Genomic DNA, 20,157 nt, shown 5'->3' with positions numbered 1-20,157 from the left:
TCAGCCCAACTGCGTCACCGGCAGGGCAGACGCGCAGGCGGCGCTCCGCCCGGCGGTGTTGCGCAGGGACTCGGGCGCCAGGCTCTCCTTGCCCAGCAGGGATTCGGCGGCCAGCCGGCCGGAGATGACGCAGGCCTCCACGCCGGGTCCGGGGAAGACCCCGGCGCCGGTCAGGCACAGGCCGGGGATCGGGCTGCGGCGGGTCAGCCGCTGCTGGTCGGGAGCGATGCCGTAGATGCTGCCGGCGCTGGTGTGGGCATAGCGGGCGAAGGTGGCGGCGCTGGCCTCCTGCCGGGTGGTGATGTGCCGCTCCAGGCCGGGGATCAGGCGGGACGCGGCGGCGATCATCGCGTCGCCCTCCGCCCGCTTGCGCGCCTTGTAGGCCGGATCGGCGCGGTTCCAGCCGGCATCCGCCGGGGCCAGACGCAGCAGAGCCACCGCGGCATGCCCTTCGGGGGCGAGGCTGCGGTCGTGGATGGAGGGGACGGCGATGGCCATGCCGAAGCCCGTCCCGTCTTGCGGCAGGAAGGTCATCGACGGCAGATCGGGGACGATGTCCAGCCCAAGCGTGACCATGAAGGCAGAGGTGGACGGACGCATCGCCGCGCAGCGGGCGGCATAGGCGGCCGGCAGATGCTCCGCCCCGACCAGTTCCAGCATGGTCCGCCGCACGTCGGCGTTGGAGATCACGGCCGGAGCGCGGATGACGCGGCCATCTGCGGTCTCCACCCCGGCGGCGCGGCCGTCCTCGATCAGGATGCGGGTGACGGGGGTGCGCAGCCGGACCTCACCGCCGTCGGCGCGGATCGACTGGGCCAGCGCATCGGCCAGCGCCTGCGACCCGCCGGCCGGATAGAAGCCGCCGGAGAACCAGTAACCGAAGATCGGCGCCATCTGGCCGACCGTCAGCGCCTCCGCCCGGTCGCTGAGATAGCCGGTCAGCACGGTCAGCAGGCGTTGGCCGGCGCGGTCGGGAATGAAATGGTCCAGCATCTCCTGGAACGGCCGGGCCATCCAGCGCAAGGCGTGCGGGCTCTCCGTCACATAGCGCCGCATCGCCGCCACCGATTGCGGGATGTTGGGCAGGCCGCTGTCGGCGCAGCCGCGATACATGTCGTCATAGACCGCCCGCATCTCCGCCAGGAAGGCGGCGGCCCCGGCGGCGCTGGGCGGGTGGTCGGCGGCGATCTGGGCGGCCAGTCCATCGGCGTCGTCGGCCAGTTGAAGCAGCTTGCCGTCCAGGGCGACGCCGCGGTTCACCGGCTGCCACTCCACCCGGTCCTCGACCCCCAGCGATCGCAGCAGATGATCGACCGGACCGCCGGGCTGGGCGCCGCTGATGTCGTGGACGCCGGCATCGAAGACGTAGCGGAAGGGCTCGGCCCCCGGTTCGCTGCGGTTGCGCGCCTTGACCGTCCAGGAGGTGCAGAATCCACCGGGACGGTCATGCGCCTCCAGAACCGTCACCCGCGCCCCGGCCCGTGCCAGCAGCGCCGCCGCCGTCAGGCCGCCGATGCCGGAGCCGACCACCACCACGTCACGCTCATCTGCGGCGGTACGCGTCCGGTTCAGGATCGCCGGAGCCGGCCAGGGGTGCGGATCGGCCTCGGCCAGCCGACGGTGCATCGCCCGCCCGACGATCCAATCCGGCAGCAGCCGGTTGGCGAGCACACCCAGCGCGGAGGCGCCGATGGAGACCGGGGCTTCCCATCCGGGCAGGGCGGCGAAGCCCAGACCGCCGACCAGGAACAGCACGCTCCAGACCGCAGTCATCAGCCGGTTGACGGCGACGAATTGCGGCAGGTGCCAATAGTCGCGCGGCCAGTCGTCGCGGGCATATTGCAGGGTGAAGGGGCTGCCGGCGGCGATGCTGCCGAAGGCCATGGCGGACAGCGCCAGATGGATGGCGAGGCCGAGATTGTGAAGCGGCCAGTCCCAGCCCAGCGGACCGCAGAGCGGCAGAATGGCGAAGAAGGCGGCGGCCACCAGCTCCGGCGCCTTGAGGGAGCCGCGCAGCCTGTCGAGGGCGCAGAGGGCGAGACTTGCCGCCAGTGCGGTCAGGGAGGCCGGCAGCAATCCGGCGAGCGGCAGGACGGCGCCGAACAGCAGCCAGGGAGAGAAGCCCAGCAGAATGCGGAACGCGATGGGGAGCTTGGCGGGGGGAAGCTTGGCGGGCGTACGCATCGGGATGGTGCCTTCGCGGGTGGTGGAAACTGCGAAGGACCATCGGCGGGAGGCGGGTGTACGTGCCAGCGAGGGTACGTAAGGAGCGGGCTTGGCTTCGTGAACTGCGGCGTACGGCGGTTGGCGATGCGTGAAGTGCGGGGCGTACGGGAGTGTACCTGTGTAGGGATGGGCCGCGTGGCCAAGGCTACAGCGGCCGGCGTGCCTTCAGTGCCGCAGTCAAGGTGCCGTCGTCGAGATAGTCCAACTCGCCGCCGACCGGGACGCCATGCGCCAGACGAGAGACGGACACATCGGACTCGGTCAGGCGGTCTGTCACCACATGGGCGGTGGTCTGGCCGTCGACGGTGGCGTTGAGCGCCAGGATGATCTCGCGCACCGCCGGATCCTTGGCGCGTTCGGCGAGGCCGGCGATGTTCAGGTCGTCGGGACCGACGCCCTGCAGGGCCGACAGCAGGCCGCCCAGCACATGGTAGGTGCCGCGGAAGGCGCGGGTGCGTTCCAGCGCCCACAAATCGCCGGCATCCTCCACCACGCAGATGACCGAGCGGTCGCGGGTGGGGTCGGAGCAGACGGTGCAGGGATCGCGGCTGTCCAGATTGCCGCAGACGGAGCAGGCGCGGATCGACTCGCCGGCCGCCGCCATCGCCTCCGACAAAGGCACCAGCAGGCTGTCCCGCCGCTTCATCAGATGCAGCGCTGCCCGCCGTGCCGACCGGGGACCGAGCCCCGGCAGCTTGGACAGCAACTGGATCAGGCGTTCGATTTCAGGTCCGATCATGGATGTGCAAATCCGCCTCTCCCCTCCGGAGAGAGGGGATTTTCACAGATACTGTAATGGATCAGAACGGCAGCTTGATGCCCGGCGGCAGCTTGAGGCCGCCCATCATCTTCGAGGTCTCCTCGGCGACGTGCTGCTCGACCTTCTTCTTGGCGTCGTTGAAGGCGGCGACGATCAGGTCCTCCAGCACCTCGACGTCCTCGGGATCGACGACGGACTTGTCGAGCTTGACCTTCTTCATCTCGCTCTTGCCGTTGACGGTCACGACGACCATGCCGGCGGCGCTCTGGCCGGTCACTTCGACCTGCTCCAGGCTCGCCTGCATTTCCTGCATCTTGGCCTGCATCTGCTGGGCCTGCTTCATCATGTTGCCGATATTCTTCATCGGTCAGTACTCTCCTTCGTCGTCGAGGGGGTAATAGACCCCGTCGTCCTGCTGCTGAACCATGAAATCGGGTGTCTCGCCGTCATCCGCAACCGCCGCACTCTCCGCCGCGGCAACTTCGGCGAGGTCGCGGATGTCGATGATCTTCGCTCCGGCAAAGGCGTCGAGGACGGCACGCACCACCGGATTGGCCTCTGCCTCCGATAGCGAACGGCGCTTTTCGGCCTGCTCCTGTTCGGCCAGCGTCGCCTGGGCGTGGCCCTCGGACAGGGCGACGATCCAGCGATGGCCGGTCCATTCGGTCAGGAACTGCCCGACCTTGGCCGGCAGCGTCGGCGGGGCGGCGGGGCGGAGCTTCAGCTCCAGCCGGCCCGGCTCCATGCGGACCAGCTGCACCGTCTCCATCAGATAGCCGTAGAGCGCGCCCTCGCGCCGGTCGGAAAACAGCTGCACCAGCGCACGGAAGTCGTGCGGCATCGGCGACAGCTCTTCGCCCGCCTGGACTGCGGCGGGGGCAGCCTGGGCAACCGGAGCGCTCTGCGGCTGGGCCGCGCCCATGGAGCGGGCGACGGCGTGGGTGGCCATGGAGGAGGGTTGGCTGGCGACCGAGACCGGCCCGCCGGCGCCCATGCCTCCGCCACCTGGACCGCGGCCCATCGGCGCGCTGCCTCCGCCATTGGCCTGCTGGGCCTGGAACTGCCGGATCAGCTCGCCCGGCGTCGGCAAATCGGCGGCGTAGGACAGGCGGACGATCACCATCTCCAGCGCCTGCTGCGGCACCGGGGCGGCCTGCACCTCGTTCAGCCCCTTCAGCAGCAATTGCCACGCGCGGGTCAGCGCCGGCATGCCGAGCTTGGAGGACAGAGCGGAGCCGCGCGTGCGTTCGGCCTCCGGCAGGGAGGGGTCGTTGGCGCTGTCGGGCACCACCTTCAGCCGGGTCAGGTTGTGGACGAGGTCGAGCAGGTCCTGCAGGATCACCACCGGATCGGCGCCGACGCGGTGCAGGTCGGCCAGGATGTCCATTGCCTCGGCGGGCTTGGCGGAGACGGCGGCTTCGAACAGGTCGATCACGCGGGTGCGGTCGGCCAGACCCAGCATGTCGCGCACCTGCTGCGCCGTGACGGTGCCGGCAGCCAGCGCGATGGCCTGATCGAGCAGCGACAGTCCGTCGCGCACCGACCCGTCGGCGGCGCGCGCGATCAGGGCGGCGGCATCCCCCTCGATGTCGGCGCCTTCCTGGACGGTGACGCGGGTGAAATGCTCCTTCAGCACCTGGGCATCGACGCGGCGCAGGTCGAATCGCTGGCAGCGCGACAGCACCGTGACCGGGACCTTGCGGATCTCGGTGGTGGCGAAGACGAATTTCACATGGCTCGGCGGTTCCTCCAGCGTCTTCAGGAGCGCGTTGAACGCGCTCTTGGAGAGCATGTGGACCTCGTCGATGATGTAGAGCTTGTAGCGGGCCGAGACGGGCGAGTAGCGCACGCCGTCGATGATCTCGCGGATGTCGTCGACGCCGGTGTGGCTGGCGGCGTCCATCTCCATCACGTCGACGTGGCGATCCTCGGCGATGGCGCGGCAATTGTCGCAGACGCCGCAGGGGCTGATCGTCGGCCCGCCCTTGCCGTCGGTGCCGGTGCAGTTCAGCGCGCGGGCGATGATACGGGCCGTGGTGGTCTTGCCGACACCGCGCACGCCGGTCAGCATGAAGGCCTGGGCGATGCGGCCGGACTGGATGGCGTTGGTCAGGGTTCGGACCAGCGCGTCCTGGCCGATCAGCTCGTCGAAGGTCTTCGGCCGATATTTGCGCGCCAGCACCCGATAGGCCAGCCCGGTGGCGGGAGCCGCGGCGGGGGCGGAAGCGGCGGTGATGTCGGCGCCTGAAAGGGCAGTGGTATCGGTCACGCGGCTGGCCTGTCGAAACGACGGGAGGGGAATTTCGGGCCGCAGGATAGCGTCCCGGCGCCGCGCTGTCGCCGTCTGTTTCGTGCTGGCAATTTTCGGAGAGGGTGGGAGACTGGACGAACGACCCGAGCCGTAACTCGTTGCGGCTGCTTCCTTCCGGACCTGACCGGGTTGGCGAGGGACTCGTCCGACGCCAGCCTCCCGCGGCTGTTATGGGCATTTGCGCGGGCGGATGCAAGGGGAAACGGTTCGTGGGCGGGGGCGGCACTGGGTTATGGGCAATTATTTCCGGGACTATAATTTAGTGTTCCGCCCATAATTGGCCCTAAAGGGGGGCTGGGCACGTTCGGCCGACTCGCGGCTTAAGCGAGGAGAGGTGCCGCAGCACCTCCCCTTTCCGGAAGGCCTGCGCCGGATCACTGGCCGGCGAGGTCGTAGGTCATGTAGAGGCTGTAGAGATAGCCGGCCGACGTGTTGAGGGTGACTGACCAGCCCGCTGGCACATAGAGCGGATTGGGCAGCATCGCCGACCCCGTGATGGTGCTGGAACCGGGCGAACAGGCGACAATCGGCCGGGCGGCGGCGCCCGTGCCGGGGGGAACCACGCTGACCGTCAGGTTCATCGCGCAGCCGGTGGTGATGGTCCGCAGATTGAGGCCGTTGATGTTGGCCGAACCGGCGATCAGGGTCTTGTTCGCCAGGGTGTCAACCGTCGAGAGAAAGGAGCCGCCGATCGGCTCCGCGGCATTGGCGTTGGCGGCGAGGGTCAGCACAGCGACGAAAGCGGCAAAAGCGGTCTTCATGGATGACATCTCCGGTTAGGTTTGACGTCTTTCAGTTACCGCATGCTGAACGTTTTGGGGGAATAATAGGAAAAAAATCCAGGAAGTCATTGACCGATCACGGAGATCCGCCACAGAGGCTTTTGGGCTCCAGGTCCGGGATCAACGAAAAAGGGGGCGCCTTGACGCCCCCTTTGCGAACCTATTGGACCGGGCGAAGCTTACTTCTTCAGCGCCGCGACGCCCGGCAGTTCCTTGCCTTCCAGCCATTCCAGGAAGGCGCCGCCGGCGGCGGAGACGTAGGTGAACTTGTCCTCGACCCCGGCATGGGCCATCGCCGCGACGGTGTCGCCGCCGCCGGCCACCGACAGCAGGCCGCCGGCCTCGGTGCGGGCGGCGACCAGACCGGCCACGGCGTTGGTGCCGGCGTCGAAGGGCTGAATTTCGAAGGCGCCGAGCGGGCCGTTCCACACGACGGTCTTGGCACCCTGCAGCTTCACGCCCAGGAACTCCACCGTCGCCGGGCCGATGTCGAGAGCCATCTCGTCCGCACCGATGGCGTCGAAGGCGACGACGCGGTTGGCGGCGCCGGCCTTGAACTCCTTGGCGACGACGAAGTCCTTCGGCAGCAGGATCTCGCAGTTGGCGTCCTTGGCGGTCGCCATGATGGCGCGGGCCTGGTCGGCCATGTCCTTCTCGCACAGCGAGGCGCCGACGTCGGTGCCCTGGGCGAACAGGAAGGTGTTGGCCATGCCGCCGCCCAGCACCAGCAGGTCCACCTTGCGGACCATGTTGCCGAGCAGCTCCAGCTTGGTCGAGATCTTCGCACCGCCGACGACGGCGGCGACCGGGCGCTCCGGCTTCTCCAGCGCGAGCGTCAGCGCCTTCAGCTCGGCCTCCATCAGGCGGCCGGCGGCGTTCGGCAGCAGGCGGGCGACGCCCTCGGTCGAGGCATGGGCGCGGTGGGCGGCGGAGAAGGCGTCGTTGACGTAGATGTCGCCCAGCGCGGCCATCTCCTTGGCGAAAGCCGGGTCGTTCTTTTCCTCTTCGGCGTGGAAGCGGGTGTTCTCCAGCAGCACGATGGCGCCGTCATGCACCTTGGCGATGGCCTCCTTGGCCTTGTCGCCGACGCAATCCTCGGCGAAGGCGACCTTCTGGCCAACGGCGGCGCTCAGCGCGTCCAGCACGTTGCGCAAGGAGTTCTTGGCGTCCGGGCCGTTCTTCGGGCGACCGAAATGCGACAGGACGACGACCTTGGCGCCCTTGGAGGACAGCTCCTTCAGGGTGGGGGCGAGGCGGTCGATGCGGGTGGTGTCCGACACCTTGCCGTCCTGCATCGGAACGTTCAGGTCGGCGCGGACCAGCACCGTCTTGCCGCTCACCTCGAGGTCGTCGATCGTGTTGAAATCGGTCATCGTCACGCTTCCCTTGAGTAATGGCCGTTTTCCCGTCCGGGAGCGGCCCCAGTCGATTTGGCCGAACCCAAGCACAGCGCCGACCGCATTGCAACGCCTCAGGGGTGGGGTGAATTGGGGCATATTGCCCCTGCAACACGGTCAAAGCGCTGCGAACAAAAGGAAGATGCGGGAATGGAGGGCGCTGCAACCCCAGGCTTCTGCAACATTTCCGTAACTTGACCCTGTCCATAGCCTGTGCAAACACCCAACTGTAGGCCAGTGGGCCGCAAAACGGGGGTTGAAGCGCAGGCGATGGCTGAGGCGGACATCAACCGCGAGACGGAATTGAAGCTGGCGGCGAAGCCGGAAGACTTCGACACGCTGCGTGTCTCTCCCGCCATTGCGGACCGGACGACCGGACCGGCAACGGCGAAGACCCTGGAAAGCACCTACTACGACACCGAAGACCGCCGGCTCGCCGCGCGCAAGGTGACGCTGCGGGTGCGCAAGACCGGCGACGGCTTTGTCCAGACGGTCAAATCGGCCCCGGACGAGGATGGGCTGGGGCGCGGGGAATGGGAATGCGCGGTGACCTCCGCCGCCCCCGACCTGACGCTGATCACCGACGCCGCGGCACTCGAGCTGCTGGGCGCGCTCGGCGAATCGGATTTGCAGCCGGTCTTCACCACGGTCGTCGAGCGCACGATCCAGGACGTGACGCTGGGCGAGGGGGATGACGCCGCCTCCATCGAGGTCGCCTTCGACCGTGGCCGAATCCGGCTGCCCGACGGCCGGTCCAGCGACCTGTGCGAGGTCGAGCTGGAGCTGAAGAGCGGCCCGCCCGCCGCGCTCTACGATCTGGCGCAGGAATTGACGAAGGCGGCACCGCTGCGGCTGGAGATGCGCAGCAAGGCGGAGCGCGGCCACGCGCTGGCGAACGGCGGTGCCGACAAGGCGCTGAAGGCGGAAAAGCTGCTGCTCGACCCCGAGACGACGGTGGAAGGGGCGGTGGCCCGCATCGTCCGCGCCTGTCTCGCCCATATGGTCGCGAACGAGGCGGTGACGCTGGCCGGCGAGGATCCGGAGGGCGTCCACCAGATGCGCGTGGCGCTGCGCCGGCTGCGCTCGGCCATCGCGCTGTTCCGCCCCTTCATCCCGGCCACCCAATATCTGTGGCTGGTCGGCGAGATCAAATGGCTGGCCGGCAGCCTGGGGCCGGCGCGCGACTGGGACGTGTTCGGCGAGGAACTGCTGGCCCCGGTGCGCGACGCCTTCCACAAGGCCGACGGGCATGGCCGCTCGGCGGTCGAGGATCTCGACACGCTGGCGGCGGCGGCCGAGGCGAAGAGGCTGCGTGCCTATGAGGGCGTGCGGGAGGCGATCCGGTCGGATCGCTACACCGCCTTTCTGCTGGGCGTCGGCAGCTGGGTGGAGAAGCGGGGCTGGCGCGACCAGCCGGTCAGCGAGGACTCGGTGCGCCTGTTCCAGCCGGTGATCGGGTTGGCCGACCATCTGTTGAACAAGCGCCACAAGAAGGCCAAGCGGGCCGGGCACGGCTTCGCCCATCTGCCGGTGGCCCAGCGTCACCAGCTGCGCATCGCCCTGAAGAAGCTGCGCTATGCCGTGGAGTTCTTCCGCAGCCTGTATGACGACAAGCCGGTGCGCCGCTATATCCAGCAGATGGCCGCCTTCCAGGACGCGCTGGGGCATCTGAACGACGTGGCGACGGCGACGCGGCTTCTGCACGAACTGCACGACGACGGCAGCCGCTCCGCTCCCGGCGAGCCGCGCGCGGCCGGCATCGTCATCGGCTGGCACGCCCGCGGCGTCGCCGACACCGAAGCGGCGCTGGTGGCCCTGTGGCATGATTTCATCGACACCAAGCATTTCTGGTCGAAGCCGGACGCTGCGGTGTAGAGTCCGCAGCTATGCTCACGATCCTCGTCGCCAACATCAAGGGCGGCTGCGGCAAGACGACCGTCGCCACCCATCTCGCCGCCGCGTCCGCCGCGGCGGGCCTGCCCACCGTGCTGGCCGATGTCGACCGTCAGCACTCCTCGCTCGGCTGGCTGGAGCGCCGGCCGGGACAGGCGCCGGCGCTGGTCGGGCTCGACTGGGCCAAGGACTTCTCCGATGCGCCGCGCGGCACCAAGCGGCTGGTGATCGACGCGCCCGCCGCGCTGAAGACCAAGCAGATCGAGGATCTGGTCAAGATGGCCGACATCGTCGTGCTGCCGGTGCTGCCCGGTGCCTTCGATGAACAGGCGACCCAGCGTTTCCTCACCAAGCTCGACGAACTGAAACGCATCGCGAAGAAGAAGGCCACGGTGGCGGTGGTCGGCAACCGGATGCGCGCCCGCACCAGGGCCGCCGACCGGCTGGACCGCTTCCTCGGCGGTATCGGCCATCAGGTGGTGACCCGCCTGCGCGACAGCCAGATCTATGCCGACGCGGCCGAAAGCGGCCTCAGCCTGTTCGACATGCCGGGCAAGCGCGCCGCCGAGCATCGCGGCGACTGGCAGCCGCTGCTGAGCTACATCGACGGAGTCTGAGGGAGAGGGCCGCAGTGCGGCCTCCCCTACACCCGCACCACCACGAACAGCCATTTGGTCGGGATCAGCGTGTTGCCGCTGGAATGCTCCGGATAGGCGGCCTCCAGGCGGCGGCGATAGGCGGCGAGGAAACCGTCGAGTTCGGAACCGGTCAGGCGGTCCATCACCGGGGCCAGCGCCGCCTGATGCAGCCATTGCACAAGCGGAACGTCGCCGTCGAGGGCGTGGAAATACTCGGTCTCCCACAACTCGATGGACGCTCCTTCCGGGCTGAGCCAGTCGTAATAGTCCTGGGCATCGTAACCCCGGCCCCCGGTCAGCGGAGCCGCGGGCCAGACCCCATCCAGCCGGTCCGCCCAGGGGCCGTCGGCGGCGGTTTCCAGAAGCAGGCTGTGGGTGTCCTGGTCCTGCGGGCGGGGCAGGGCGACGGCCAGCACCCCGCCGGGGCCGAGCGATTGCAGCAGTTCGGGAAACAGCCGGTCATGCCCGGCGACATGCTGAAGCCCGCCGGCCGAGATGACGAGATCCGTCGGCCAGTGCGGGCGCCAGACCGCCGGATCGGCATGGAGATAGCGCACCGATGACGGAGTGTCGCCGGCCCAGCGCAGCATCGCCCGCGACTGGTCGACCGCCAGCACGTCGGCCTGGGGCCAGCGCGCCGCCAGCAGCCGGGACAGTTGCCCGGCGCCGCAGCCGAGATCGACGACCGAGCGCGGTGCGAGGGAGGAGGGAAGCGCCGCCGTCAGGTCGATGACGGGACGGCGGCGCAGGACATCGAGCGTCGCGAAGGCGTCAGGGTCCCATGCCATGCAATGTGTCATGTGGCACCCGCTTTGTTGGGCTTGCGCCCTCCAGCCTTCGCGTCGACCGTCGGGACTCCGCGGATCGGAGCCCGTACGGTCAGTGGGCGGAGCCCATGCGGTCGAAGTAACGGCCGATCGACGCGAAGATGAAAAGCACGCAGCCGAGGAAGACGATCAGGCCACCGATGGCGAACGCATCGTCCGCCGCGCGCGAGGACGCAAGCAGACCGACGAACGCCATGATGCCGGCGAGGATGGAGTTGATCCAGTAGGAGAAGGCTTTCACGTCGCGAAGTCCTTTCAGAACAAGGCGTTGTCAGAGGGAAAGCGCCCGCCTCCCGCCCCGCCGGGCTTCCCGCGAACGCTTCATCATTGAAGGGATTCTGCGGGATGGATCCCGCGGAATCAATGCGACACAAACGACTTGTGCCGTGCAGCATCTACCGGATCGGTTTCCGTGTTGCCTTGCGGTATGTCAAGCGCGAAGACCGTTCCGGTGGCATCGCTGCGCACCAGCCGCAACTCCCCGCCATGGGCGCGCAGCACCTCCCGTGCGATGGCGAGGCCCAGGCCGATGCCGCCGGCCCGTGCCGATCCGGCGAAGGGCTGGAACAGATTTTCCCGCGCCCGCGGGGCAAGGCCCGGACCATCGTCGGCGACCGTCAGGGTCAGCATGCCGGCCGGCTCCGTCCGGGCCGCGATCCGCACCCGGCCGGCGCCGGCCTGCACCGCATTGCGGCCGAGATTGACGAGCGCGCGGCCGATCTGTGCCGTATCCACCGGCGCCAGCGTGCCGGCGGGGATGTCGTTGATCCACTCCGCCTCGACCCGTCCGCCGTCGGGATGGACGGTGGCGAGCACCTCCGCGCCGGCCTCCTCCGCCACACGCTGCAGGTCGACCGGCGCGGGGGACAGCGGCAGGACGCCGTCGCGCGTGAAGGACAGCGTCTGGCCGCACAGCTCCACCGCCCGGTCCAGCGAGGCGACCAGCCGCGGCGTCACCCGCCGCACCTCCGGGTCGGCGCTCTCCGTCAGCCGTTCCGACAGGAGGGAGGCGGTGGACAGGATGCCGCGCAGGTCGTGATTGATCTTCGCCACCGCGGTGCCCAGCGTTGCCAGCCGTTCGCGCTGGCGCAGGGCGGCGCGCACCGTGTCCTGCATGGCGGCAAGCTCGCGCTCCGCCACCCCGATCTCGTCGCGGCGGCGCCCCGGCACCAGCGGCGGGGCGCCGTCGGGGTCGCGGCGGAAGGCGACGACCTCAGCGGTCAGCCGCCGCATCGGCCGAACCAGCAGGGCATGGAGCGTGAGATAGACCAGGATCGCCGCGATCAGCGAGATGGCGACCGAAACCGCCAGGATGCGGCGGGAGAACTCCACCATCGCGTCGATCAGCGGCCGTTCGTCCATCGTCACCTCGACACGCTGGGCGGGGTCGTTGGGCGAGCGGTCGATCACCCGGATCACCCGGTTGCGCGGCGGGCCGAAGGCGCCTTCCAGGGCAAGGCGCAGGGCGTGCCCGGCATCGACGATCTGCATCCCCATGCCGGTCGTGCGCAGGTCGTACACGGCATCGGCCCGTGGCGGCATCGGCCGCGACAGCATGTAGATCCGCGCGCCCGGCTGGATCAGGTCGATGACATGGGTGCCGGTGTAGGCCAGCAGCTTGGCCTGAAGCTCCTTCGTCACCATCAGGTCCGGGGCGGCCTCCACCGACAGGGCCGCGATGTGGGCGGCGGCCAGCCGCTCCTCCAGATAGCTCATGCGGAACCGCGCGATGGAGGGGGTGTAGATCAGCACCTCCGCCAGGAGCACGAACAGGATGGTGAGCAGCAGCAGCTTGGCCGACAGGCTGGACGCGACGGTGGAACGGGGCATGGTGGCTCGCCTTGTGTCGGTTTGCTTGTGCCGGATTGCGTGTGCCGGATTGTGCCTGCGCGGGTAAGCGGGGCTTTCGCGTGATGGCCGTTCTCTAGTACACCAGGATTTCGTCCGCGGCGTGGATGTCGCAGGACGATGAAGCGGTGGGAATCGACAATGCGGGCCTTCCTGAAGTACGAGGCGGTGGTCGCCATCGACCGCAACGCGGCCTTGACCGCGGTCGCCGATGCGCTGGCGGCGGCCGGCGGCTGGATCGTCGATCACACGCTGTTCTCTGACGCCATGGCGACCGTCCGCTTCGAGTTGCCGGGCGACCGGGTCGCCGCCTTCGAGCGCGGGCTGGCCGCCGCCGGACTGGCGGTCGAGCCGGCGTCTGTGGATGGCATGGCGGCGGATAGCGGGACTGCGGCGGAGCTGAAGGGGATGATCACCCTGATCTTCTCCCGCGGGACCGGCGATCTGCGCCGCGATGTCCCGGCTTTTTCCTGACCCGTCACTGTCGGAGTCCCGCCCAAGGCCCGCATGCCAACTTTGTCCACTGGCGTTACCGCTTTGGCGTTGGTAAGACAGGCGTCATGAGCGACCTTGCCCGTCATATCGACACCCTTTCGCGCGCCAACGTTTTGTGTCTTGGCGACGTGATGCTTGACCGTTTCGTCTATGGTTCGGTGGACCGGGTGTCGCCGGAGGCGCCGATCCCGGTCCTGCGCATCCAGCATGAGTTGTTGAAGCTCGGCGGGGCGGGAAATGTTGCCGCCAATCTCGTGGCGCTGGATTCCAAATGCCGCTTCATCTCGGTGGTTGGCGACGATGCGGTCGGCAACCAGTTGCGGGGAATCCTCAACAGCGAACAGATCGGAGACGATACGGTGGTGGTGGAGCCTGGCCGGCAAACCACCGCGAAGACCCGTTTCATCGCCGGACAACAGCAACTGCTTCGTGCGGATCGGGAAACTGTAGCCGCCATAGCGGTGGCGGACGAGGTTCTGGCGCAGGTGCGTCGCGAGCTGACCGGCGTGCAGGCTGTCATCCTGTCCGATTACGGCAAGGGTGTGCTGACCGACGATCTGGTGATGGCGGTGATCGCCGCCGCAAGGCAGGCCGGACGCACGGTGGTGGTCGATCCGAAGGGCCGCGACTACCGCCGCTATCGGGGCGCCGACATCGTGACGCCCAACCGCAAGGAGCTGATGGAGGCCACCGGCCTGCCGGCGCGGACGGACGAGGAGGTGATCGCCGCCGCCCGCCACCTGATCGCCACCTGCGGCATCGGCGCCGTCGTCGCCACCCGCAGCGAGCAGGGCATGTCGGTGGTGACGGCCGCGGACGCCGTGCATCTGCCGGCCGAGGCGCGCGAGGTGTTCGACGTGTCGGGCGCCGGCGACACGGTGGTGGCGACGCTGACCGCCGCGCTGTCGGTCGGGATCGATCTGGTCGATTCGGCCCGGCTGGCCAATCTGGCGGCCGGCATCGTGGTGGGCAAGGTCGGCACTGCGGTCGTCCGCTCCGCCGAACTGCTGGCCGGCCTGCATGAACAGGAGTGGCGCCATGGCGAGGAGAAGGTGGCGAACCGCGACACCGCGGCGGAGCGGGCCGAGCGCTGGCGGCTGCGCGGCAAGCGGGTGGGCTTCACCAATGGCTGCTTCGACCTGCTGCACCCCGGCCACATCTCGCTGCTGAAACAGGCGCGGGCGGCCTGCGACGTGCTGGTGGTCGGGCTGAACAGCGACGACTCGGTGAAGCGGCTGAAGGGCGAAAGCCGGCCGGTGCAGAACGAGACGGCGCGCGCCACGGTGCTGGCGTCGCTCGGCTGCGTCGATCTGGTGGTGGTCTTCGGCGAGGACACGCCGGAAACACTGATCCGCGCGCTGCGCCCGGACGTTCTGGTCAAGGGCGCCGACTATACCATCGCCACGGTGGTCGGAGCGGATTTCGTGCAGAGCTACGGTGGCAAAGTCGTGCTGGCCGAGCTTGTCCAGGGACAGAGCACGACCAACACCATCAAGCGCATGAAGAGTTGAGGCAACCCTGCCGGCCGCCGCCGGGGGGTATCGATTGTCACTTGTAAGCTGCCGATGCGTTCCCCATCTGTGGGCGGTCGACGTTGCTCTGGGCTTTGTCATTCTGATCCGTCACACGGATCTGGGTCTCTTTCCCGAAGTGAATTGATGCGCCTGCGCACCCTCGCGCAGCGCAACGCCAGGAAGGGAACTGACCCATGGCTATCGGTACCGTCAAGTTTTTCAATTCGACCAAGGGCTTTGGCTTCATTCAGCCGGAAGACGGCACGGCCGACGTGTTCGTCCACATCTCCGCGGTCGAGCGCGCCGGGATCGCCAACCTCGGTGAAGGCCAGAAGCTGTCCTTCGATGCAATTCGCGATCCGCGCCGTGGCAAGGTTGCGGCCGAGAACCTGCGCGCGCTCTGAGCGCAACGGGTTCGAAGAGGAAGGGCGGCTCAGGCCGCCCTTTTTCGTACCGGAAATCGGGAGCGCCGCAGCCGGGTTCGCCTGTCCCTGGCGCCGCTTCGCCGCCTTCGGTGGCACTGCCCGATTCAGGACTTGCTTGATGGCCTGCCTGCGGGCACGACCGAATTCACGAAATGGATGGATATGAACGGCTTCAAGAATGCTGGGCTTTCGGAGCGCCTGAGTGCGGCGGCCGGCGCGAAAAAGGCGCTTCTGGAAAAATTCAAGGCGCAACCCGGTGTGAACGATCCGGTTTTCGCCGAGCGCGAAGAGGCACGGCGGGCCGTCCGCGTCGCCCGTGAGGCCCGCGAGGCCGAACGCAATGCGGCGCGCGCAGCCCGCAAGGCCGCCGAACAGGAGGTGTTGCAGGCCGAACAGGCCGAACTGGCCGCCCGCGAGGCGCTGGCGGTTCAGGAATTGGCCGAACAGGCCAAGCGCCAGGTGGCAATGGCAGCGGAGGCGAAAGCCGCCCGCGACGCCCGCTATGCGGCACGTAAAGCCAGGAGCCGCTGAGTCCGGTCGCGCAAATTCGGAAATCGATCTGAGCCGCGAATCCGATCGTTGAAACAGCCCGGAAGCCGCATGCGTTCTGTTCGAACCGCATGCGGCTTCCGGGCTGTATTGTCGTCGGCCTGGGAGTGATGGTTTTCCAAGACCGGCCGGGCTGCGGATTCACATCTTCTTCTGGACGTTGTCGGCGCCACGCTCGATGGCGCGGCCGCCGGCCTGTACGTCCTGACCGGCGCCCTCGACGGTGTTGCAGGCGGCGAGCGTGGTGCCCAGCAGCGCGCCGAGGATGGCGAACAGGGCGAACTTCTTGACGGTGGTCATGGTCGGTCTCCGTTGCGGTGGCGTTGTGATGCCGAGTGGAACGCAAGCGGGGCCGTAAAGGTTTCCGGAATCGAAAGTGGAGGGGGCTTGCGCAAAAGGGGTGCCCTTCGCCTGCGCATCGTCCGAATCCGCAGAGACGAAGTGTCCCGTTGCCACCGGGCGTGAGCGCGGGCATAAATCGCCCCGCGGAAGATCCCGCGTGCCCTCCCCGCTGGATGGGACGGCTTTTGGCAACGAGCAAGAATGGCGAAAGGAAAGCCTCTCATGGCTGAAAGCACTTTTGACGTCGTTGTGATCGGCGGCGGTCCCGGCGGGTATGTCTGCGCGATCCGCGCGGCGCAGCTCGGCTTCAAGGTCGCCTGCGTGGAGAAGCGCGGGACGCTGGGCGGCACCTGCCTGAATGTCGGCTGCATCCCGTCCAAGGCTCTGCTGGCGGCGTCGGAGAAGTTCGAGGAAGCGGCCCACGGCCTCGCCAAGTTCGGCATCAAGGTCGGCGGCGTCGAGCTGGACCTGCCGGGCATGCTGGCCCACAAGGACAAGGTCGTTAAGGACAATGTCGGCGGCATCGAGTTCCTGTTCAAGAAGAACAAGGTCACCTGGCTGAAGGGTGCGGGCAAGATCTCCGCCCCGAACACCGTCGAGGTCGATGGCGTCGGCACCATCACCGCGTCGAAGGCGATCGTCATCGCCACCGGTTCGGACGTGACCCCGCTGCCGGGCATCGCCATCGACGAGAAGCGCGTGGTGTCCTCCACCGGCGCCCTGTCGCTGCCGGAGGTGCCGAAGCATCTGGTCGTCATCGGCGGCGGCGTGATCGGGCTGGAGCTGGGCTCCGTCTGGGGCCGGCTGGGCGCCAAGGTGACGGTGGTCGAGTATCTCGACCGCGTGCTGCCGACCATGGACAACGAGCTGTCCAAGCAGGCCCAGCGCATTTTCGCCAAGCAGGGCATGGACTTCAAGCTGAGCACCAAGGTGACCGGCGCGTCGATGACCGAAACCGGCGTGGCCCTGACGGTCGAGCCCGCCGCCGGCGGCGCGGCGCAGACCATCGAGGCCGACACCGTCCTGGTCGCCATCGGCCGCCGTCCCTACACCGAGGGCCTCGGGCTGGAGGCGGTGGGCGTCGAGCTGGACCGCGGGCGCGTCAAGATCGACCATCATTTCCAAACCAACGTGCCGGGCATCTACGCCATCGGCGACGTGGTGGAAGGCCCGATGCTGGCCCACAAGGCCGAGGAAGAGGGTGTGGCGCTGGCCGAGCAGCTGGCCGGCCAGAAGAGCCACGTCAACCACGACCTGGTTCCCGGCGTCGTCTACACCTGGCCGGAAGTCGCCGCCGTCGGCAAGACCGAGGAGCAGCTGAAGGCCGCGGGCGTCGCCTACAAGACCGGCAAGTTCCCCTTCACCGCCAACGGCCGCGCCCGTGCCGGCGGCAACACCGACGGTTTCGTGAAGATCCTGTCGGATGCCTCCACCGACCAGGTGCTGGGCGTCCACATGATCGGCCCGAACGTGTCGGAGATGATCGGCGAACTGGTGCTGGCCATGGAGTTCAGCGCGTCCGCCGAAGACGTCGCCCGCACCTGCCACGCCCACCCGACTTTGTCGGAAGCGGTCAAGGAAGCGGCGTTGGCGGTGGACGGGCGTCCGCTGCATATCTGATCCTCTTCACATCCGATCTGCAGACCGCGAGGTCCGTAACGACGAAAGGCTCCCCCGCCGTTAGGCGGGGGAGCCTTTTTCGTTGTGGGTTCCGCTCCGGCCGTCAGGCCGCGCGGATGGTCGACAGGAAGCCGTTCACCGCGCTGCGCAGGCGGCCGGCGTCGCCGGCGAGCTGGCCGGAGACCGACAGGACATTCTCGGCGGAATGGCCGGCCTCGACGGCGGCGCTGCGGACATCGGCGATGGTCTTCGTCACCTCCTGGGTGCCGCTGGCGGCCTGCTGGACGTTGCGGGCGATCTCGGCGGTGGCGGAGCCTTGTTCCTCCACCGCGGCGGCGATGGCGGTGGAGATCTCGTCGATCTGGGCGATGATGCCGCCGATGCCCTTGATGGCGTTGGCGGTCTCATTGGTCACGCGCTGCATGCCGCTGACATGTCCGGCGATGTCCTCCGTCGCCTTGGCGGTCTGGCTCGCCAGGCTCTTCACCTCCTGCGCCACCACGGCGAAGCCCTTGCCGGCCTCGCCGGCGCGGGCAGCCTCGATGGTGGCGTTCAGCGCCAGCAGGTTGGTCTGGCTGGCGATGTCCTGGATCAGCTGCACCACGGTGCCGATCTTCTCCGCCGCCTCGGTCAGGCTCAGCACCTGTCCGTTGGCCTGCTGGGCCGCCTCCACCGCCTCGCGGGCGATCTGGGCGGAGCGGTTGACGCGCTCGCCGATTTCCTGGATCGAGGCCGACAGCTCCTCCGTGGCGCTGGCGACGGTCTGCACGTTGCTGCTGGCGTCCTGGGAGGCGCTGGCGACCACGCCGGCCTGCTGGCTGGTCTGGGTCGCGGTGGCGGTCATCGACTGGGCGGTGCCGGTCATCGACTGGGCGGCGCGGTCGACGCCGTCCACCACATTCATCACCTGGGCTTCCAGAGTGTCGGCCAGTTGCAGCATGGCGGTGCGGCGCTCGGCGTCGGCCTTGGCCTGATCCTCCGCCCGCTGGTCGATCATCCGCTTCAGGTCGGCCAGCATCTTGCGCAGGGCGTCGGCCAGGGCGCCGACCTCGTCGGATTGGCGGATGTCGAGCGTCTGGTCGAAGCGGCCGGCCGCGATGCCCTCGGCGAAGCCGACGCTGGCGCGGATCGGCCGGGCGATGCCGCCGGCGACCACCCACATCACCGCGACGGCGCAGAGAGCCACCAGGGCACCGACGGCGACCTGCCACAGGATGTTGGAATTGGCGCGCTCGCCCAGCGCCTCGGACAGGGCCATGCTGTGGGCCAGCACGAGGTCCTTCGGCACCTGGACCAGCACGGCCCACGGCTTCTCGGTGTTGCCCAGTGTGATGGGGGCGAAGGCGCGCAGCATGTTGGTGGTGGCTTCGATATCGACGTGAGCCTTGCCGGCCTGGACATTCGCCAGATCGGACTGCCAGGAGGTGTCGAAGGTGGAGATCGGCTGCCCGATCAGGTCAGGGCGCGCGCTGTGGGCGACGATCAGGCCCATGTTGCTGACGATGACCACCTGGCTGCGGCCGTCGAACACGGCGGCGCTGACCTTGGTCGACAGCTGCTGGACGAAATCGAGGTTGAAGTCGGCGCCGGCCACGCCGCGGAACTTGCCGCCGATCACCACCGGAACCGACAGGGTCGCCAGGAAGACCTGCTTGCCCTGCACGATGTAGGGCAGGGGATCGAGAACGCTCTCACGCCCATGTTCCTGCGGGCCGATGTACCAGCCTCCCTTCATGACGCCATTGGGATGGCGGTCGCGGCTGTCGTATTCGACCAGGGGCTGCATGGCGATGCGGCCGTTCTGGTCGCGATTCCAGTAGGGGATGAAGCGGCCGGTACCGTCGGTTCCGGTTTCGCGGCGGTTGCGGAACTCCTCGTCCCGGCCATCGAGAGCGTTGGGCTCCCATGCCGAATAGGTGCCGTTGAACAGCGGGTTCTGCTTGAGGACCGACAGAAGCACGCCGTTGAGCACCTCGCGCCGCCGCTCCGGCAGGATGTGGCCGGGAGAGGCGTCGTCGGCGAGGCTGGCAAAGCTGCCGGCCATGGTGCGGGCCGCGTTGAGGGCGCTGTCGAACTCCGACCGCAGCAGGCCGGCTTGGGTGGCGGCAAGATTTTGCAGGGACTCCGTTGTTTTGCTCTCGAGGATCCGTTCGACGTTATCGGTCACGAACTCGTCGTTTGAGCGTGTCGATACGATGCCGAAGCCGACGAGCACGGCGACGGTGCCCGCCAGACACATGCCCGCCAGCAAGGCTATTTTCGATTGGATGGATTTTGTTTGCATAGGAGTTCCCCCCGAGTCTTTCACCGGATTTCTGGGAAAGACTTTCGAACTCTAAAATTAACGATGGTTTAACGGGAAATTAGGGGGTGTACGCGCTCCAGTGATACCTAAGTATTATCTTAGTGGATTGCTCGGGATTGTTTTTGAGCGGTTCGATGATTGTTGAGAATATGGGTAATCGTAATCTGACGGTCCTATGGAGCTTCTTTATCGGATCGTTGAGGCAGCCCAACCGGAAGGGAGCGG

At 68.0% G+C, this 20,157-nt stretch carries 18 protein-coding genes and 1 other RNA gene; 7 read left to right on the top strand and 12 right to left on the bottom strand.

Annotated features, from left to right (window positions below):
* The 7 genes from A6A40_RS10525 to A6A40_RS10495 all read right to left on the bottom strand — a co-directional run bounded on the left by A6A40_RS10525 (position 1) and on the right by A6A40_RS10495 (position 7,452).
* Positions 1-2,184, bottom strand: coding sequence for a phytoene desaturase family protein (locus A6A40_RS10525; protein WP_063635357.1), 2,184 nt, complete (start codon positions 2,182-2,184; stop codon positions 1-3).
* A gap of 187 nt (positions 2,185-2,371) precedes the next feature.
* Positions 2,372-2,965, bottom strand: a complete 594-nt coding sequence (recR, locus tag A6A40_RS10520; protein WP_063635356.1) for a recombination mediator RecR — start codon at positions 2,963-2,965, stop codon at positions 2,372-2,374.
* Between the two features lie 61 nt (positions 2,966-3,026).
* Positions 3,027-3,350 (bottom strand): YbaB/EbfC family nucleoid-associated protein, encoded by a 324-nt coding sequence (locus tag A6A40_RS10515; RefSeq protein ID WP_063635355.1) that lies wholly within the window; start codon positions 3,348-3,350, stop codon positions 3,027-3,029.
* A gap of 3 nt (positions 3,351-3,353) precedes the next feature.
* Positions 3,354-5,255 carry a DNA polymerase III subunit gamma/tau gene (locus tag A6A40_RS10510; protein ID WP_063635354.1) on the bottom strand — a complete coding sequence of 634 codons (1,902 nt, stop codon included), beginning with the start codon at positions 5,253-5,255 and terminating at the stop codon, positions 3,354-3,356.
* Positions 5,256-5,359: 104 nt separating this feature from the next.
* Positions 5,360-5,457: signal recognition particle sRNA small type (gene ffs, locus A6A40_RS10505), an RNA gene on the bottom strand.
* A gap of 214 nt (positions 5,458-5,671) precedes the next feature.
* On the bottom strand, positions 5,672-6,058 hold the full coding sequence (locus A6A40_RS10500) for a hypothetical protein (RefSeq protein WP_063635353.1): 387 nt from the start codon (positions 6,056-6,058) through the stop codon (positions 5,672-5,674).
* Between the two features lie 200 nt (positions 6,059-6,258).
* Entirely contained in the window at positions 6,259-7,452 is a 1,194-nt protein-coding gene (locus A6A40_RS10495) for a phosphoglycerate kinase (RefSeq protein ID WP_063635352.1), read from the bottom strand.
* Between the two features lie 294 nt (positions 7,453-7,746).
* On the opposite strand from A6A40_RS10495, the gene A6A40_RS10490 reads away from it, so the two are divergent.
* Positions 7,747-9,351, top strand: coding sequence for a CYTH and CHAD domain-containing protein (locus A6A40_RS10490; RefSeq protein ID WP_063635351.1), 1,605 nt, complete (start codon positions 7,747-7,749; stop codon positions 9,349-9,351).
* An 11-nt stretch (positions 9,352-9,362) separates the two neighbouring features.
* Positions 9,363-9,986, top strand: coding sequence for a ParA family protein (locus tag A6A40_RS10485; protein ID WP_063635350.1), 624 nt, complete (start codon positions 9,363-9,365; stop codon positions 9,984-9,986).
* 26 nt (positions 9,987-10,012) lie between these two features.
* Here the strand turns inward: A6A40_RS10485 and A6A40_RS10480 are convergent, their stop codons facing one another.
* The 3 genes from A6A40_RS10480 to A6A40_RS10470 all read right to left on the bottom strand — a co-directional run bounded on the left by A6A40_RS10480 (position 10,013) and on the right by A6A40_RS10470 (position 12,664).
* On the bottom strand, positions 10,013-10,795 hold the full coding sequence (locus A6A40_RS10480; protein ID WP_063635349.1) for a methyltransferase domain-containing protein: 783 nt from the start codon (positions 10,793-10,795) through the stop codon (positions 10,013-10,015).
* Positions 10,796-10,886: 91 nt separating this feature from the next.
* On the bottom strand, positions 10,887-11,075 hold the full coding sequence (locus A6A40_RS10475) for a hypothetical protein (RefSeq protein ID WP_063635348.1): 189 nt from the start codon (positions 11,073-11,075) through the stop codon (positions 10,887-10,889).
* Positions 11,076-11,194: 119 nt separating this feature from the next.
* Positions 11,195-12,664: a sensor histidine kinase gene (locus tag A6A40_RS10470; RefSeq protein ID WP_063635347.1), complete on the bottom strand. Its 1,470-nt coding sequence runs from the start codon at positions 12,662-12,664 to the stop codon at positions 11,195-11,197.
* 159 nt (positions 12,665-12,823) lie between these two features.
* Here A6A40_RS10470 and A6A40_RS10465 point away from each other — a divergent pair, with 159 nt between their 5' ends.
* From A6A40_RS10465 to A6A40_RS10450, 4 genes are all read left to right on the top strand, one after another.
* Positions 12,824-13,156, top strand: a complete 333-nt coding sequence (locus A6A40_RS10465; protein ID WP_063635346.1) for a hypothetical protein — start codon at positions 12,824-12,826, stop codon at positions 13,154-13,156.
* A gap of 86 nt (positions 13,157-13,242) precedes the next feature.
* A complete protein-coding gene (gene rfaE1, locus A6A40_RS10460) occupies positions 13,243-14,688 on the top strand; it encodes a D-glycero-beta-D-manno-heptose-7-phosphate kinase (RefSeq protein ID WP_063635345.1) in 1,446 nt (481 codons plus the stop codon).
* A gap of 197 nt (positions 14,689-14,885) precedes the next feature.
* Positions 14,886-15,095: a cold-shock protein gene (locus tag A6A40_RS10455; RefSeq protein ID WP_014248799.1), complete on the top strand. Its 210-nt coding sequence runs from the start codon at positions 14,886-14,888 to the stop codon at positions 15,093-15,095.
* A gap of 132 nt (positions 15,096-15,227) precedes the next feature.
* Complete coding sequence (locus A6A40_RS10450) at positions 15,228-15,647, top strand: DUF6481 family protein (protein ID WP_236783634.1); 420 nt, start codon at positions 15,228-15,230, stop codon at positions 15,645-15,647.
* Positions 15,648-15,806: 159 nt separating this feature from the next.
* Here A6A40_RS10450 and A6A40_RS10445 read toward each other — a convergent pair whose 3' ends face one another.
* Positions 15,807-15,965, bottom strand: a complete 159-nt coding sequence (locus A6A40_RS10445) for an entericidin A/B family lipoprotein (protein ID WP_063635343.1) — start codon at positions 15,963-15,965, stop codon at positions 15,807-15,809.
* 264 nt (positions 15,966-16,229) lie between these two features.
* Between A6A40_RS10445 and lpdA the strand changes: the two genes are divergently transcribed.
* Entirely contained in the window at positions 16,230-17,627 is a 1,398-nt protein-coding gene (gene lpdA / locus A6A40_RS10440) for a dihydrolipoyl dehydrogenase (RefSeq protein ID WP_063635342.1), read from the top strand.
* 103 nt (positions 17,628-17,730) lie between these two features.
* Here the strand turns inward: lpdA and A6A40_RS10435 are convergent, their stop codons facing one another.
* Positions 17,731-19,878: a methyl-accepting chemotaxis protein gene (locus A6A40_RS10435; RefSeq protein WP_472240261.1), complete on the bottom strand. Its 2,148-nt coding sequence runs from the start codon at positions 19,876-19,878 to the stop codon at positions 17,731-17,733.
* Between the last annotated feature and the right edge of the window lie 279 nt (positions 19,879-20,157).

The sequence above is a fragment of the Azospirillum humicireducens genome (assembly GCF_001639105.2).
Taxonomy (GTDB): Bacteria; Pseudomonadota; Alphaproteobacteria; order Azospirillales; family Azospirillaceae; genus Azospirillum; species Azospirillum humicireducens.
The sequence above is the reverse complement of the archived record's forward strand: the minus strand, read 5'-3'. Positions and strand labels throughout refer to the sequence as shown.